This is a genomic window from Halomonas colorata (assembly GCF_014897985.1).
Classification (GTDB): domain Bacteria; phylum Pseudomonadota; class Gammaproteobacteria; order Pseudomonadales; family Halomonadaceae; genus Vreelandella; species Vreelandella colorata.
The window spans coordinates 1-15,911 of record NZ_JABUZA010000029.1 but is presented as its reverse complement, the minus strand read 5'-3'; the positions used below and the strand labels follow the sequence as shown (position 1 = coordinate 15,911).

Here is a 15,911-nt window from a genome sequence, read left to right as displayed (position 1 = left end):
AGAGAAACACAATGAGCGATTTTAAGCTGCCCGATATCGGTGAAGGCATCGTCGAGTGTGAAGTGGTGGAATGGCGGGTCGCGGAAGGCGACCAGATCGAAGAAGACCAGCCCATTGTCGAAGTAATGACCGATAAAGCGCTGGTAGAAATCACTGCGCCGGAAGCTGGCGTAGTGACCAAGCTTTACGTGGCCCAGGGGCAGATTGCCAAAGTGCATGCTCCGTTATATGCCTATCAGGGCGAGAGCGAGGGAGAGTCCACCACCCAGCCTCAAGAGGCCCAAGAGGATGATCATTCGGCGACTCACCCGTCCCAGGCGCCGTCTCAAGCCTTTAATAACGCAGTAGAGGACGCCGCGGAGCTGCCCGGTGCTGCACCGCCCAAAGCGTCTGGCGAAGGTGTCTATAGCGATAAGGGCAAGGTGCCTGCCAGCCCCGCCGTGAGGCGGCTGGTGCGCGAACACGGCGTCAAGCTGACCGATATGGTAGGTAGCGGTAAAGATGGCCGGGTGCTTAAAGAAGATGTGCTGGCGTATCTTGATCAAGGCAAGACAGTAGAAGCGCCCGATAAGCCGGTATCCGATCAGTCTGAAGTCCGCGCCCAGGGCCAGGAGCCACCCAGAATCGAGCCTTTGCGGGGCGTGCGCGCTGTAATGGCCAAGCGCATGGTGGTTTCGGCCACAACGATTCCACATTTTCATTATGGCGAAGAGATCGATGTCACCGAGCTATTGGCCCTGCGCGAACGGTTAAAACCCCAGGTCGACGCTCAGGGGCAACGCCTCACCTTAATGCCCTTCTTTATGAAAGCAATGGCATTGGCCGTTGCCGAAACTCCGATACTCAATGCTCAGCTAAACGAGGCTGGCGACGCGTTGCATTACTATCCCCAGTGCAATATCGGCATGGCGGTAGACAGCAAGGCCGGTTTGCTAGTACCCAACGTCAAGGGCGTTGAGCGCTTAACGCTATTCGAGATTGCCCATGAAGTAGGCCGTTTGACCGCCTCGGCGCGTGAAGGGCGCGTTGACCAGGCCGACCTTAAAGGAGGCACGATTAGTATTTCCAATATTGGTGCCTTGGGGGGCACGTATGCCGCCCCCATCATCAACGCTCCGGAAGCGGCGATTGTGGCGATAGGCAAAACCCAGTGGCTACCGCGCTTTGATGAACAGGGCGTCGTTCAGCGCCGTGCCATCATGACGATTACCTGGGCGGGCGATCACCGGTTTATTGATGGCGGTACTATTGCTCGTTTCTGTAATACGTGGAAAGGCTTTCTGGAAGCGCCTGAAACGATGCTGCTTTATTTGGGCTAAAACGTCATCGCAGGGGCTAATGAATGCCGCAGGCGCCGTTACAGCAGTTCTATATACCCGAAGAGCAGTCGGTTTATCTGCTGAACCATCACGATGCCCAAAAGCTTAAAGACTGGGTAGCGCTGTGCCAGGCACAGCTTACCCAATTGGGTTATCGGGATATCGAGCTGATCGGTAAGGGCGCCTATGGCTTTGTCTTTGCGGGAAGCGTGCCCCAGGGAAACGACTCAGTTCACTATGTGTTCAAGTTTTCCCGTATTACGCTACCCACTCACCTGCAAGAACGTCTGGAAGAAGAGGCGTTCATGCTGGAGCAAGTCTCTCACCCCCGCATTCCTAAACTGATTACCTACCAGCGCGCCAGAGGCCAGTCGATCCTGGTGATGGAGCGCGCCCCAGGATGGAATCTAGAGCAAATATCCCTGAGAGAAGGGCGTTTGTCACCGCGTCTGATTATGCGTATCGCGCAGCAGCTGGCGGATATTTTAAAAGCGCTGCGCCGCGAAGCCGGGCCACAGTGTCGGCCTGTGGTGCATGGTGATATTAAACCTTCCAATATTGTGTTTGATCCAGTGGATGAGTCGATTGGGCTTATTGATTGGGGCTCTTCAGTATTTGCTCAGCTGGATAGCGAGCTGCAGTTCGTTGGCGCTAACGTGATGGAGCTGATGTCCGATAACCTGCAGCAGACCAATGCCCGCCTGGGGGATGTCTACTTTATCGGTGAGGAGCAGCTCAACGGCGCGCTGTCTTCGCCACGCTTTGATGAGCAGGGCGCCGCCGGAACGCTTTATGCGCTGGCATCAGCCCAGTCATGTCGATTTGGTCATCGGGCAATACCGGCAAGCTCGTTAGGTCTGCCCATGGAGTTTGCAAAAACTCTAGACGGCATGCTGGACCCCAACCCGCAGGTGCGTCGTAAAGCCGGTGACTATTTTTTAAGCGCGATGCCCAGGCTTTCCAAGATGGTCATGATTGACCTGCCGGTTAGTCTAAAAACGCCGCTGGTGCCGGTCTGGGCGCGCTCCTCCAAACAAGAAATCGACACCGTGGTTTATAGCTCTCGCAAGGCGTTTCTGCGCGAAGCCAACGTTCAGGAAACGCTAAACGACGTCAATGACGTACAGCTTGACCGCTACTACAAGCAGTTTATGCAGGGAATGGGGGAGACTGAAAAAGCCTTCCTGGCCGCCGTAAGTCGCTTGGGCAAATACCCGGTAGTGGGTGGCTTGGCTGTGCGCTGGGAACGCGATGGCGTGTATATCGATTCGTCGTTAAACCTTCACGACCCAGCTCTGAAGCCTGCGTTCATCGAGGCCGTCAATAACATGGTACACCTGGCTCGGGCGATTCATCGCCAGGGGGTGTTTAAAAGCTGCCTGTTTAACGCCCGACAAACGCTACACCTGGAGCGTTTGGCGCTCGATGAGCCCTTTTATCCTGAAGCGAAGATGGCGATTAACTACGAGTTAAGCGCGGTACCCGAGCTTGAGGATCGAACGCGCCAGCACAGTTATTTTGAGGATGGGCCGGACCCGGAGGAGCTGTTAGCGCTTCCCCAATCGATCATGGATATCCTGCAAAGGCTCAACGATATCCACCATACCGGCATGATCATCTTTGAAGCGCTACCCCAGCATCTAAAAATTCACAGCTACTACCGTTTGCTAGACCCGGCCAAGGAGGATGAGTTTCGCGCGCTGTTGGCGAGTATTCTCGCCTGTGTCGACCAGATTGAAGGCCTGGGGGTTTCAGGATTTATGAAGATGCCCTATAAAGACACGCGTTTTTTTACCCACTTGGAACGTCAACCAGAATACTATTACCCCCGCGATCCGCGGGGGTATATAAAGCAGCTAGCGCAGTGAGCTAAACAATAAACACGGCACTTACGGGCTGGCAGATTCAGTGATCGCGTGAGCATTATCTGAAAGCCATGTGGTGAGCTGTTCGGTAAGCGTATCGCTGGCGCGTCCAAAGGCGTTTACGACCGAGGGAATTTCAACGTCTGCGGCTTGGCTTGTGGCACTAAAGCTTTGCGAAGCAATGGGCGTTCGCGCACTGGCTTCGACAAGCTGCACATCCAGCTGAATAACCGCCTTGGGGCGGCCATTGTCATATTCGCTTTGAAAATGGCGCAGCTCACTGAGCAGCAGTAAATCAGACGGCATGTGATCGCTGCCTACGCTGGCAAACAGGCGGCTTTGCTGTAAGGCGTCTATTAACCTGGCCTGGACAAGCTCCGGCGTATCTTCGTGCCAGCGGGCGCCTTCGTAAACATTCACGACGTTGTGCTCGGGATACACCACGATGCGGTTGCTGCTTAACAGATACCCCGCCTCGGGTGCTGCAATGCCCAAGCGTTTCTGACCACTCATGGCCGTTGGCGCTACGCTACTGCGCGCTGGGTCAGAAGATGGCAGGCGGTAAAGCGTTGCAGGATCGCTTTCCGGCAATATAGAGCAGCCTGCGCTCAATAAAAGCACCGTCGCGGTTACGGCAATAGCCCAAGGGCGTAAGCTCATGGTCGAAACTCCTCTACCTGATCGCGGCCCAGTAAAAAGTCTCTCGGGCTCTCTTCTAACTGGCGGGTAATGCGGTCTAACGTATTGAGCGTGGAGCGCAGCGCGGAAAGGGCGGGCGCTATATCCCGCGTGCCTTGAAGGGTACTCTCTACGGCACCGGCGTTTTGATCGATAAGCTGCTCCAGGCGCTGCGCCGCGCGTGCCACATCGTTACTTGCATCGGCAGCGCTTTGTATGACCTGTTGCCCGTCTTGCCTGAGGAGCTGAGTGGCCTCTTGGCTAAGCGTGTTGATACTTTCAAGCGTGGTAGTCGCCTCGCGTGAAGCGTCCGCGAAAAGCGCCATGTTCTCATCCAGCGCATCTTGCTGAGAGGCTATCATCTGGGTGATCTGGGCAACATTGGTTAAAATATTGCCTGCCTGTTCCCGGTTATTATCGTCAAACAGCTCATTAACGTTCTGTAAAATAGCGTTGATGTTATCGATCATTTCCTCGCCTTCTTCAAACAGTGTGGCGATGGGAGAAGGATCGGAACGAATAAACGGCGCATCATCGTCGGTCTGGTCAATAAGGCGTGGGCTTTCCGGCGTGCCGCCATGAAGCTGTACCGACATGCTGCCGGTAATGCTGGCAAACGCGAGTTTGGCCCGGGTGTCGGTTTTGATTGGCGTATCTTCCTCAACGCGAATGCTGGCAACCACCTGGCGAGGATCAGTGGGGTCTAGCGTCAGCTCGGTCACATCCCCCACTTCGATGCCGTTATATTGCACGGTACTGCCCACGGATAAGCCGCTAACGTTTCGCTCAAACAGAATGCGATAAGGCTGATAGTCCTGCTGGCCAGCCACTTGGCTCATCCATAGTGCAAATAGCAGCGCCGCAGCCGCGGTGAGTAAGGTAAATAATCCAATTAAAACGTGATGAGCGCGCGTTTCCATGTGCTACTCACTCCTTAGGCTGAGCCGTTGAAGAGGATGATGACTGCTCTGCAGCCCGGCCGCGAGGTCCGTGGAAATAATTTTGAATCCACTCATCATCGGTTTCGGCAACGTTTTGCAGCGTGTCCACCACCAAAACCCGTTTTTGAGATAAAACCGCGACTCTGTCGCAGGCGGCGTAAAGCGTATCCAGGTCGTGGGTGACCAGAAAAACGCTAAAACCCAGCGCATCGCGCAACGTGACCAGTAGTTGATCAAACGCGGCAGCGCCAATGGGGTCGAGTCCTGCCGTTGGCTCATCAAGAAACAAAATATCCGGGTCCAGTGCCAATGCGCGGGCCAATGCGGCGCGTTTTATCATCCCGCCGGAGAGCGATTCGGGATATTGCAAAGCGGCTTCAGGCTCAAGCCCTACTAGAGAAAGCTTTACCCGGGCCAGGTGCTCCGCATCTTCTCTGGCCAGCTTGGCATGCTCAATCAGTGGAAGCGCTACGTTTTCCTGCAAATTAAGCGAGCTAAACAGTGCGCCTTGCTGAAACAGAACCCCGAAACGCCGCTCTATCTGGCTACGCTCTTTTTCACTAAGCTCATTAAGGTTAGTGCCTAATACGTCAATGGTTCCAGCATTAGGGCGTTTTAAACCTACGATGCTGCGTAACAAAACGGATTTTCCGGTACCTGAACCACCCACCACGCCGAGTATTTCACCGTCTAGAAGGTCAAGATCCAGCGACTCATGCACGACATGATCACCAAAGCGGTTTTCCAGGTCGCGGACTTTGATAACCGGCTCTTGGCTGGGTGCAGCATTTGATGCATCGCTGGATGATGCCTCCGCGGATACATCCTTGGATGAAGATTGCTCGCTCACCAGCCCATCTCCATAAAAAAGAGTGCCGCCAAGGCGTCAATCAGGATTACCATGAAAATGGATTGCACCACGCTGGACGTAGTGTGGGCGCCAACCGACTGGGCACTGCCGCTGACTTTAAAACCTTCCAGGCAGCCAATCACGGCAATAACAAAGGCAAAAACTGGCGCCTTGCTCAGCCCGACCAGAAAATGCACCACCGAGACATCTTTTTGTAGCGTGGTCATAAACTGGTGAAATGAAATATCCAGCGACAGAACTGCAACCAGCGCCCCGCCTAATAAGCCGCTAAGCATGCCTATAAAAGCGAGAAGGGGAAGGCTTACCAGCAGTGCCATGACGCGGGGTAAGACCAAAAGCTCTATCGGATCAAGCCCCTGAGCCTGCAGGGCATCAATCTCTTCATTGGATTTCATCGCCCCCAACTGGGCCGTAAAGGCGCTCGCCGTTCGGCCAGCTAATAGGATGGCAGCCAAAAGAACACCGAACTCGCGAAGAAACGAGAAGGCGACCAGGTCGATGGTATAAACGGTAGCGCCAAAATCGGCAAGAACGGTAGCCCCCAGAAAAGCGACCACCGCGCCCACCATGAAGGTGAGCAGGGCAACAATGGGGACGGCATTCAGGCCGGTTTGCTGAATATGCGCGATGGTCGCGGTAAAGCGCCAGTGGCGTGGCCGCAACAGCGTTTGGGCAAAGGTGGCCAGTACCAAACCTATAAACGCCAGCAGCTGGCGCTGCTGGGACCACAACCCCATCATTTGCTCGCCGACGCTGGCTAGCGCATCGGTAATACGATGGGTATTGTGACGAGATACATCGAGCGGTGCATCCATGGCCTCGGCGATGCGAACCAGCAGCGCCTGCTGTTCCTTGGGCAGATCTTCCGCCCAATCGGGCACCTGCTTGGCTCTTTCAACCCCGATAATGCCGATAACCAGCACAGCCCCAGCGGTATCCAGACGCTGTATATCGGTCAGCGATACCGTCTCGTCTGCTTGGGTCTCCGCATAAGACGTGGAGGCTTCCTTAAGCTCTGGGTAATGGTTAAGCGTCCATTCCCCTTGTAAAACTAACTGTCCATCCTGGCGCGTTATCCATTCACTTGGCATCCCTGCTCCTCTACACCCGCCTATCGTTAAGTTTCTATGATGCATTCAAACGAGCGTTAGGGAAAGGCCAAGAAGCATAAACTCAGCGCATCAGTTTATGCTTTGGAGCGAGTTCCTGCTTAATTTGAGCTGCCACTTCTTTAAGCCTCGGGCCAAGATTATTGACCAGACGATCATGATCCAAACGCAAGCTGGATCCCCCACAGTTGATCGCCAGCACTTCAGCGCCATCCTCTAGAATCAGCGGCATGGCAACGGCGCTAATATCGCGTTGCCAGTCCTGCTCGGATAAGCAAAAGCCGTAATGGGCATAATCTTCCATGCTTTGCTTAATGGATGCTTCCAGAGCAGGCCACTCTTTTCCATGGAATTCTGCTAATTCTTTAAGAATCTGTTGGCGACGGGTTTCAGGCAGGCCGCATAGCCAGGCTCGGCCTATTGCCGAGGTGGCTATTGGCAAGCGTGAACCAACGTCCAAGCGAATGATCAGAGGGCCGCTACCGTGACACGTCTCCAGATAAACCATATCGCTACGGTCAGCGCCGCCCAGGCTCACGTTACAATCCGTGGCATCGGCAAACTTTTGCAAATGCGGACGCGCGACTTCACGAATGCCCATATTGGCCAGAAACCGATACCCCAGCGCCAGTACGCCGGGGCCTAAGCGGTATTTCTCCAGATGGGTGTTGTGCTGTAAATAACCTAGCTGGGTTAAGGTATAGGTCAAGCGCGAAACCGTGGGACGTGGAATCCCGGTCCGGTTGGAAAGCTCCGCATTACCCAGGTATTCCTCTCCATTGCCGAAGGCACGCATCAGCTCTAATCCGCGTGCCAGTGCAGTAACGAAATTGCGATCTTTTTCCGGCAGCTGCGGATCATCAGCAGTATTGTCGATAGCGGTCATTAATAATTCCAGCAGAGAATGTCTTATAGCGGCAAGTATCGCATAAGTGCTTAATAACCATACAAAGCGCTATCAACGAAACGACCCAGGCGCTAGCGGTATTGGGTTCGCGAAGTTGGGTTAAGGGTTGAGCCGCTCGATAATCGTCGCAATACCCTGGCCAACTCCAATACACATGGTCACCAGGGCGTAACGTCCCCCCGTTGCCTCCAGCTGGCGCAATGCCGTCAGAGCCAGGCGCGCGCCCGAGGCACCTAACGGGTGGCCGATCGCGATGGCGCCTCCGTTAGCGTTTAGGCGCGGATCGTCGGCGGATAGCCCTAACTGCTGTACGCAGCCCAGCACTTGAACGGCGAACGCCTCATTAATTTCAATAACATCCATTTGCTCAAGGGTAAGCCCTGCTCGGCTTAAGGCTTTTTGTGAAGCAGGCACCGGACCCAAGCCCATTACGCGTGGCGCAACGCCAGCGACGGCACTCGCCAAAATACGCGCGCGCGGGCGCAACCCAACCCGTTCGCCGGCCCCCAATGTGCCAACAATTAACGCCGCAGCGCCATCGTTAAGCCCGGATGCATTCCCGGCCGTCACCACGCCGCCTTCAAACAGGGCATTTAGTTTGGCAAGCTTGTCTTCAGTGCTTTGCGGGCGCGGGTGTTCATCTCTATCAACTATTAGCGGCGGCTGTTTACGCCCTTGAGGGACCTCAACGCCAAACATCTCAGCATCGTAAAAACCGGCGGCCAGCGCTTGGGCGTAGCGCGCCTGGGAGCGGGCCGCAAAGGCGTCGCTTGCGTCACGGCTAATATTCAGATCATGGGCAATATTGTCCGCCGTTTCAGGCATGCTGTGGCTGCCGTACTCGTTGGCAATCCACGGGTTGGGAAAGCGTGAGCCAATCACCGTATCGTACATTGGCTGGTTACGGGCAAACGCGGCGTCTGCCTTGCCGAGCACATAGGGCGCACGGGACATGGATTCCACGCCACCGGCCAGAAATAGCTCGCCCTCGTTTAGCCGGGCTGCACGAGCAGCATCCATCATCGCCGCCAAACCACTGCCGCAAAGGCGATTGACCGTTTGCCCCGCCACTTCGATAGGCAGGCCCGCCAGCAGCGCACCATGACGAGCGACATTACGGGAATCCTCGCCTGCCTGGTTAGTGCAGCCTGCGAGTACCTCTTCATAGCTTTCAAGGGCGAAAGGATTACGGGCGACCAGGGCTTTCAGCGTCAACCCCAGCAGTTCATCCGGGCGAATAGCCGCTAGGCTACCGCCATGGCGCCCAAAAGGCGTACGTAAACCATCATAAATATAAGCGTCTTGCATAATGATTCTCCCGATTATTCTTATGGCCGATAGCTGTCATGAAAACGGTTGTTCTGAACGAGGGTGCTGGTACGCATTAGGCTTTGGTAAGCGACATCTGCAGGGCGGCGCGGCGGCGCAACCAAGGGCTAGGGCGGTAACGGGGGTCGCCGGTCGCATCCAGCAGGTTGGTGAGTATCGTCATAATGCGTGCTGGCCCGTAATGGTCGCCCATGCGTAGCGGGCCGAAGGGGTAGCCCAAGCCAAGCTCCACCGCACGGTCGATAGTGGCTGGGGCGGCAACGCCCTGCTGGGCAATGTCGGCACCTACATTGACGATACAGGCAATAATGCGCTGGAGCACAAAGCCATTGCTGTCCTGAAGCGTGCTCACCGGGGTGCCGTCATGGCTGAGTAGGCTGGCCGCTGCTTGAGCGAAGTTAGTATCGGTCAGCGGTGTCGTCATCAAGCTGCGGCGCTTTTCAAGGCCTGCCAGCATATCTATCGCAACGCACTGTTTGGCATCTAGACCTTGGCGAAGCGCGCAGCTGGTGGCATCTTCGCCCAGTGGGGTCAGCAGGCAGAGCGCTTTTTCGGTGGGCTGTGTAGCGGTTTCTAAAGGCCAGCCAGCCGCTTCCACCAGTTCTCTAAGCGCGGCAGCATGATCGGGGGCGTCTTGGCTGATCCATACCGGGCAAGGGGATATTGAGGCTATGGCCGGCTCATCCGACATCTGCTGCTGGCCTTCAACATAGCGGTAAAAGCCTTCGCCGGTTTTACGGCCCAATAGACCCGCGCTCAGGCGTTGACGCGTTAACGGTGAAGGGCGAAAACGCGCTTCTTCATAATATTGGTGATAGATCGATTCCATCACCGCATGAGAAACATCCAGACCCGTTAAATCAAGCAGTGTGAAAGGCCCCATCCGAAAACCGCCCTGGTCGACCATGATACGGTCGATCGTCGCCGCCTCGGTGACGCGTTCACCCAGAATTTTAAGCGCTTCAGTGCCGAAGGCGCGTCCGGCATGGTTGACCAGAAATCCAGGCGTATCGGTTGTCTGGGCAGTAAAGTGGCCCATGGCGTCGCCCAGCGCGTTTACTCGCTGGGTAACATCACTGGCCGTGCGCAGGCCAGGAATAACCTCAACGATTTTCATCAGCGGAACAGGGTTAAAGAAGTGAAAGCCGATGACCCGTTCTGGGTACTGACACGCCGCTGCAATAGCTGTTACTGATAGCGATGAAGTGTTTGTTGCCAGCACCGCCTGCTGGCTAACAATTTCTTCTAGATCGCTAAACAGCCCCTGCTTGGCCTCCAGCTTCTCAACGATCGCTTCGACCACAATATCGCAGGGGGCGAGGGCGGCCAGCTCGGTTGCCTCGCGCAGGCGCTGGCTATATTGCTGTGCTTGCTCGGCAGTAATGCGCTGCTTGTCAGCGCTTCTCTGCCACAGGCCATTAATGAAGGTTTGCGCTTCTTGTACGGCACCTTCTTTGAGGTCAAAAAGCATGACGTCAAGGCCTGCCTGAGCGGCTAATTGGGCAATGCCGCGCCCCATGGCGCCAGTGCCAACAATGCCAAGCGTGGTGAAGGGGAGCGATGTTGAGTCGTTAGCCATGTATTAAATCCTTGCTTTGAATTTATTTTGTTCTGCATTGCAGAATGGCGTTTCGTTTATTGACTGCCATCCTAGGCTATGCAAAAGTGCCTGACAAGAAAAGTGAACGTTAATTCCGCTAGGCAGAATCTAGTGGGTTGATTCACTTTATCTCACTCTAAAAAGATTAAAACCGATTATTCACGCCAGGAGCCATCATGATTCGTGATACTGAATTGCTCAATCAACTCGTTGATACCATTTCTCGTTTTGTTCGCGAACGGTTAATTCCTAATGAAACGCGCTTAGCTGAAGAGGATGCGGTGCCTGCTGAGCTTCTGGCGGAAATGAAAGAAATGGGTCTGTTTGGCTTATCCATTCCTGAAGAGTACGGCGGCCTGGGGCTTACCATGGAAGAAGAGGCGTTGGTGGCCATGGAAATTGGTAAAACCTCGCCTGCTTTCCGCTCGGTATTCGGGACCAATAACGGCATTGGTGCCCAGGGCATTTTGATAGATGGCACTGAGGAGCAAAAAGCCAAATATGTACCGCGCTTGGCTACCGGTGAAATCTTGAGTTCGTTTTGTCTTACCGAACCCGATTCCGGCTCCGATGCGGCCAGCCTGCGCACCACGGCGGTACGCGATGGCGACCACTACATTTTAAATGGCACCAAGCGCTATATCACCAATGGCCCTGAAGCCGACCTGTTTACCGTGATGGCGCGTACAGACCCCGCTAATAAAGGAGCCGGGGGTATTTCTGCGTTCATCGTTGAAGGTGACACGCCTGGTTTAATCCGCGGCCCGGCTGATAACAAGATGGGCCAAAAGGGCGCGCATACCTGCGATATCATTTTTGATAATTGCCGAGTGCCCGCCGAGAACATTATCGGCGGCAAAGAAGGCCAAGGGTTTAAAACCGCCATGAAAGTGCTGGATAGAGGGCGGCTACATATTTCAGCGGTATGTGTTGGCGTGGCAGAGCGCCTAGTGGAAGAATCGTTACGCTATACGATGGAGCGCAAGCAGTTTGGCGCCGCGCTTGCCGAGCACCAGCTGATTCAGGCGATGCTGGCCGATAGTAAGACCGAAGCCTACGCGGGAAGAACCATGGTGATGGACGCCGCACGCCGCAAGGACGATGGTGAAAACGTCTCCACGCTTGCCTCATGCTGCAAGCTGTTCTGCGCTGAAATGGTTGGCCGGGTAGCTGATCGCGCGGTGCAGGTTCATGGCGGTGCAGGCTACATGTCGGAGTATGCGGTAGAGCGCTTTTATCGTGACGTGCGGCTGTTTCGTATCTACGAAGGAACTACGCAGATTCAGCAAATCGTCATTGCGCGCAATATGGTGCGGGAGGCGTCCTAATGACTTTGTCGGTTGCCTACCAAGCCCAGGATGAGGAGATTTTTGGACGCTGGGCAAGCGAGCTGGTGGCTGAACTTCCTGAACGGCTCAGTACGCGCGTGCTTGAAAACGCGCAGCGTCTTGGCGGCCAGCCAGCCATTGTGGATGGCCAGGTGCGCTGGAGTTACGCCGAGCTGGGTCAGGAAATACATGCCGCCTGCCACTGGCTAAAAACGCTGGGCATTCGTCCTGGCGACCGTATCATGACGGTGAGTGAGAACTGTCGTGCCCTGGTGGTATTGCTTCTCGCGGCCAGCGAAATGGATGTGTGGTTAGCCATCGTCAATTCACGCCTTTCTGCTCAAGAGGTTGACCTGATTCAGGCTAACTGCCTACCTCGGCGAGTGTTTTATACCTGTGAAGCGTCTCCTGAGGCCGCTCAGCATGCAGAGCGCCACATGGCTGAGCGCTATCAGCATCCGCAATGGGGCGAATTGGCTATCTCGCCCTTGTACGAGAGCGACCCCGAGCCGGTAAGCGCCAGTGGGGCTGACCAAGTCGCGGCGATGATCTATACCTCCGGAACAACGGGCACGCCCAAGGGCGTCATGCTGACCCACCGGGGTATTCTGTATATCGCCTCGATTTCAGGCGGCATGCGCCATTTAAGTCAAGGCCAGCGTGTGTATGGCGTGTTGCCCATGTCGCATGTATTTGGGCTTTCATCGGTATGCATGGGCTCTCTTTATAACGGGGCCTGTCTTTATACCGTGCCCCGGTTTGACGCCGCCCAACTGCTGGCTGCGTTAAAGCAGGAGCGGATTACCGTTCTTCAGGGCGTACCCGCTATGTACGCCCGTGCACTGGAGTTTTTAAAGCGCGAACAGCGCTCCCTAGAAGCCCCTGAGCTAATCTATATCTCTGCTGGCGGGTCGCCGCTGGATAGCGACACCAAAGTGCGTGTAGAAGCAGCTTTTGGTCTGACGCTGCATAACGGTTACGGCTTGACCGAAGCCAGCCCCACCATCAGCCAAACGCGCATCGATGACCGCTATGCCAGCAGTACGGTCGGCCGGGTATTGCCGCTTCTGGAATATCGTCTGGAGCCTTTAAGTGACAGCGGCAACGACGAGCCGTCTGGCGATGAGGTCGGCGAGCTTTGGGTACGCGGCCCCAATATCATGAAAGGCTATTTTCGTCAGCCGGAAGCTACCCGCGCGACGTTAAATGAAGACGGCTGGCTTAATACGGGAGACATTGCCCGGCTTGGCGCCGAGAACCAGCTGTATATTGTGGGGCGCAGTAAAGAGCTGATCATTCGCTCTGGGTTTAATATTTACCCTCCAGATGTCGAAGCAGTCATCAACGAGCACCCGGCAGTCACGCTAACCGCTGTGGTGGGACGCCAAATCGCGGGTAATGAAGAAGTCGTGGCGTTTGTGCAGTGCGAGGCGGGCATTGAGGTCGATATGGCTGAACTCAAGGCATTTATTGCCGAGCGGCTGGCGCCCTACAAGAGACCGACTCAAATTGTACTAATGGATGCGCTGCCTTCTACGGCAAGCGGCAAAATTCTTAAAGGGCGGCTGCGTGATTTAGCCCAACAACGCGATTTAGACCAACAACGTGATTTAGCCCAGCAGGAGAGTCGCTCATGAGTCAGTCATCAAGCGCTGAGTCGTCAACCGATAACGCGCCGCAGCAGGCGCTTATGGGGTATCACGAACTGCTGGGAATGCAGGTAGTGGAGTGGCAGGAAGGGCGCGCCGTGGTCGAGCTTGCCATCAAGCCCCAGCACCTTAATCGCAGCGGCAATGTTCACGGTGGCGTATTGGCCTCGATGTTGGATAGCGCCTTGAGCCTTGCGGGCCTGCACTGCAGCATACCCGGCAATATTCGCCGCGGCATGACGCTCTCGCTAACCACCAGCTTTGTAGGGCCTGCCCGCGAAGGAGTGATCCAAGCGATAGGCACGGTACGCGGCGGCGGGCAAAAGACGTATATGTCGAGCGGTGAAATCAAGGATTCCCAGGGAAACCTGGTGGCCATCGGGGAGGGCGCATTTCGTCGGCGCAACGGTAGCGAGTCGCCTGAGGGGATGCCAGACCCGCTGGCTGGGGAGGGCCACGAGTGAACCCAGCCCGCCTGCGGGTATCTTTTCTGCTAGTCGTAACCTCAGCAACGCTTATCCATCTGGTACTGGGTAGTCGTCTGTTCGAAGCATTGGGAATTGGCGCGCTACTGCTATATCTACTGACCCTTGGCGGTCAGCTTACAACGATGGCCAAAGGGTTGCTCTGGGTAGCCGGAGGGGTAAGCTTATTGGCGCTTTGGCGCTCGCCTGCTCCCGCTCAGCTGCTTTTTGACGCCGGAGGACGCTTTGCGTTTTTTGCGACCTTTGTGGTGGCGCTAAGTATGCTCAGGCTACCAGCTTACCGTTCACGTTTAGTGCGCCGTTGTGGGCAGAGTATGCTGCTGCAGCTACCCAGTCGGCGTTACCCCATCCTATCGCTAGGTTCGGCACTCTTCGGCATTATTCTGAATATTGGCGTGCTGAATCTGTTTGCATCGATGATTGAAAAGAGTAACACCTTAGAAGCGGCGCAAGGGCGCGTATGGGTGCAGCAGGCACGCCAGCGGCGCATGATGCTTGGGTTGTTGCGTGGATTTGCTTTGGCGCCGCTGATTTCGCCAATGGGCATTGGCGTTGCCGTTGTGCTCTCAAGTCTGCCGCAAATTACCTGGCTTGAGCTTGCGCCGTATATTTTGGGGGCCGCCGCGCTGATATTTTTTGTCGGCTGGGCCGTCGATTTTTTGACCGGCCCCCATCCACCTGCCAATAACTCTAGAGCTGTATCACCATCGTTGCGGCCAATGGTCCAGTTCAGTTGGCTATTGATGGCCATTGTAACGCTGGTCTTCTCAATTGCCTGGCTGGGTGAATTGCGTTTACCCATTGCGGCGCTACTAGGCGCACCGCTAGCGGCGGTTATCTGGCTTGCATGGCAGCGTCGTCGGCTTGGTTATGCGGGAGTACCTGGTGCGTTGAGTACGCTGCATCGACAGCTCCCTTGGTTACTTTCGCCCAGTGCTAATGAAATTGTGGTATTGGGTGCGGCAGGCTACTTAGGGCATTTGTGCGTCGGCCTAGTCGATGTTCAGCAACTTACCCCTCTATTGGGCGTACTCGACCAGTGGGGAGCATTTAACGCCGTCTTAGCCATGCTCATGGTCGTCGGGTTAGCCCAGATCGGTGTCAATCCCATCGTAACGGTTACACTATTGCTGGGCCTGCTGCCGCCGTTAATGATTGAAGGTCTTTCGCCTATCCTGATCGGTGCCTCATTAATGGTGGGCTGGGCACTGGCACTGATGTCTTCACCAATGACCGCTTCCATGCTGATTTTATCAAGATTTACCGGCGTGCCCGCCACGCTCATCGGCTATCGTTGGAATGGAAAGTTTCTGGCAGCGTGTATCCCTCTGTTGGCGGCCTGGTTTTTATGGTCGCCGTTTTAATCAGATACTAAAGGTCGCAACGCTTGATTTATCGCGAGCGTTTTTTTAAGGTGTTTTATTAAAGTGAAATAAAGTTTTGCTGTGCAAAATCTGCTCTGCAAAATAACCTCATCCGCGCTTTAAACGTTGAACAAGCCCCTGGCTCAACGTACCAGGGCTGATCAAAGAGAGCATGTCATATGAAAATTCTCGTCGCGGTTAAACGCCTCATCGATTACAACGTCAAGATCCGCGTTAAAGCGGATCACTCCGACGTGGATCTTACCAACGTCAAAATGGCCATGAACCCCTTCTGCGAAATCGCCGTGGAAGAAGCCGTGCGCCTAAAAGAGAAGGGCGTGGCCACGGAAGTCGTTGCCGTTAGCATTGGCCCCAAAGCCGCTCAGGAGCAGCTGCGTACCGCGCTGGCGCTGGGCGCCGACCGTGCGCTGCATATCGAAACCGACGAACGGGCCGAGTCGCTGGC

Annotated in this window: 14 protein-coding genes; 7 read left to right on the top strand and 7 right to left on the bottom strand. The window is 55.3% G+C overall.

Annotation, left to right across the window (positions count from 1 at the left end):
- Window positions 1–11 precede the first annotated feature (11 nt).
- On the top strand, window positions 12–1,319 hold the full coding sequence (locus tag INT33_RS14175; RefSeq protein ID WP_193092206.1) for a 2-oxo acid dehydrogenase subunit E2: 1,308 nt from the start codon (window positions 12–14) through the stop codon (window positions 1,317–1,319).
- 23 nt (window positions 1,320–1,342) lie between these two features.
- Complete coding sequence (locus tag INT33_RS14170; protein ID WP_193092205.1) at window positions 1,343–3,187, top strand: protein kinase domain-containing protein; 1,845 nt, start codon at window positions 1,343–1,345, stop codon at window positions 3,185–3,187.
- A gap of 21 nt (window positions 3,188–3,208) precedes the next feature.
- Here the strand turns inward: INT33_RS14170 and INT33_RS14165 are convergent, their stop codons facing one another.
- The 7 genes from INT33_RS14165 to INT33_RS14135 all read right to left on the bottom strand — a co-directional run bounded on the left by INT33_RS14165 (window position 3,209) and on the right by INT33_RS14135 (window position 10,598).
- Complete coding sequence (locus INT33_RS14165) at window positions 3,209–3,844, bottom strand: ABC-type transport auxiliary lipoprotein family protein (protein WP_192538573.1); 636 nt, start codon at window positions 3,842–3,844, stop codon at window positions 3,209–3,211.
- Window positions 3,841–4,782: an MlaD family protein gene (locus INT33_RS14160; protein ID WP_192538574.1), complete on the bottom strand. Its 942-nt coding sequence runs from the start codon at window positions 4,780–4,782 to the stop codon at window positions 3,841–3,843. The genes INT33_RS14165 and INT33_RS14160 overlap by 4 nt, the downstream gene beginning before the upstream one ends.
- Window positions 4,783–4,789: 7 nt before the next feature.
- Entirely contained in the window at window positions 4,790–5,566 is a 777-nt protein-coding gene (locus tag INT33_RS14155; RefSeq protein ID WP_040460104.1) for an ABC transporter ATP-binding protein, read from the bottom strand.
- An 83-nt stretch (window positions 5,567–5,649) separates the two neighbouring features.
- Window positions 5,650–6,765, bottom strand: a complete 1,116-nt coding sequence (locus INT33_RS14150; protein WP_193092204.1) for an ABC transporter permease — start codon at window positions 6,763–6,765, stop codon at window positions 5,650–5,652.
- Window positions 6,766–6,847: 82 nt separating this feature from the next.
- On the bottom strand, window positions 6,848–7,669 hold the full coding sequence (locus INT33_RS14145; RefSeq protein ID WP_193092203.1) for an IclR family transcriptional regulator: 822 nt from the start codon (window positions 7,667–7,669) through the stop codon (window positions 6,848–6,850).
- A 120-nt stretch (window positions 7,670–7,789) separates the two neighbouring features.
- Window positions 7,790–8,998, bottom strand: coding sequence for a 3-oxoadipyl-CoA thiolase (locus INT33_RS14140; protein WP_193092202.1), 1,209 nt, complete (start codon window positions 8,996–8,998; stop codon window positions 7,790–7,792).
- 76 nt (window positions 8,999–9,074) lie between these two features.
- Window positions 9,075–10,598, bottom strand: a complete 1,524-nt coding sequence (locus tag INT33_RS14135) for a 3-hydroxyacyl-CoA dehydrogenase (protein ID WP_193092201.1) — start codon at window positions 10,596–10,598, stop codon at window positions 9,075–9,077.
- Between the two features lie 197 nt (window positions 10,599–10,795).
- Here INT33_RS14135 and INT33_RS14130 point away from each other — a divergent pair, with 197 nt between their 5' ends.
- From INT33_RS14130 to INT33_RS14110, 5 genes are all read left to right on the top strand, one after another.
- Entirely contained in the window at window positions 10,796–11,947 is a 1,152-nt protein-coding gene (locus INT33_RS14130; RefSeq protein WP_018916229.1) for an acyl-CoA dehydrogenase family protein, read from the top strand.
- A complete protein-coding gene (locus tag INT33_RS14125; RefSeq protein ID WP_193092200.1) occupies window positions 11,947–13,584 on the top strand; it encodes a class I adenylate-forming enzyme family protein in 1,638 nt (545 codons plus the stop codon). Before INT33_RS14130 ends, INT33_RS14125 begins: the two co-directional genes overlap by 1 nt.
- Entirely contained in the window at window positions 13,581–14,060 is a 480-nt protein-coding gene (locus INT33_RS14120) for a PaaI family thioesterase (protein WP_193092199.1), read from the top strand. Before INT33_RS14125 ends, INT33_RS14120 begins: the two co-directional genes overlap by 4 nt.
- On the top strand, window positions 14,057–15,445 hold the full coding sequence (locus tag INT33_RS14115; RefSeq protein ID WP_193092198.1) for a hypothetical protein: 1,389 nt from the start codon (window positions 14,057–14,059) through the stop codon (window positions 15,443–15,445). The genes INT33_RS14120 and INT33_RS14115 overlap by 4 nt, the downstream gene beginning before the upstream one ends.
- Before the next feature lie 179 nt (window positions 15,446–15,624).
- Window positions 15,625–15,911, top strand: a 287-nt coding sequence (locus INT33_RS14110; protein ID WP_407648095.1) for an electron transfer flavoprotein subunit beta/FixA family protein, incomplete at its 3' end; no start/stop codon positions are given.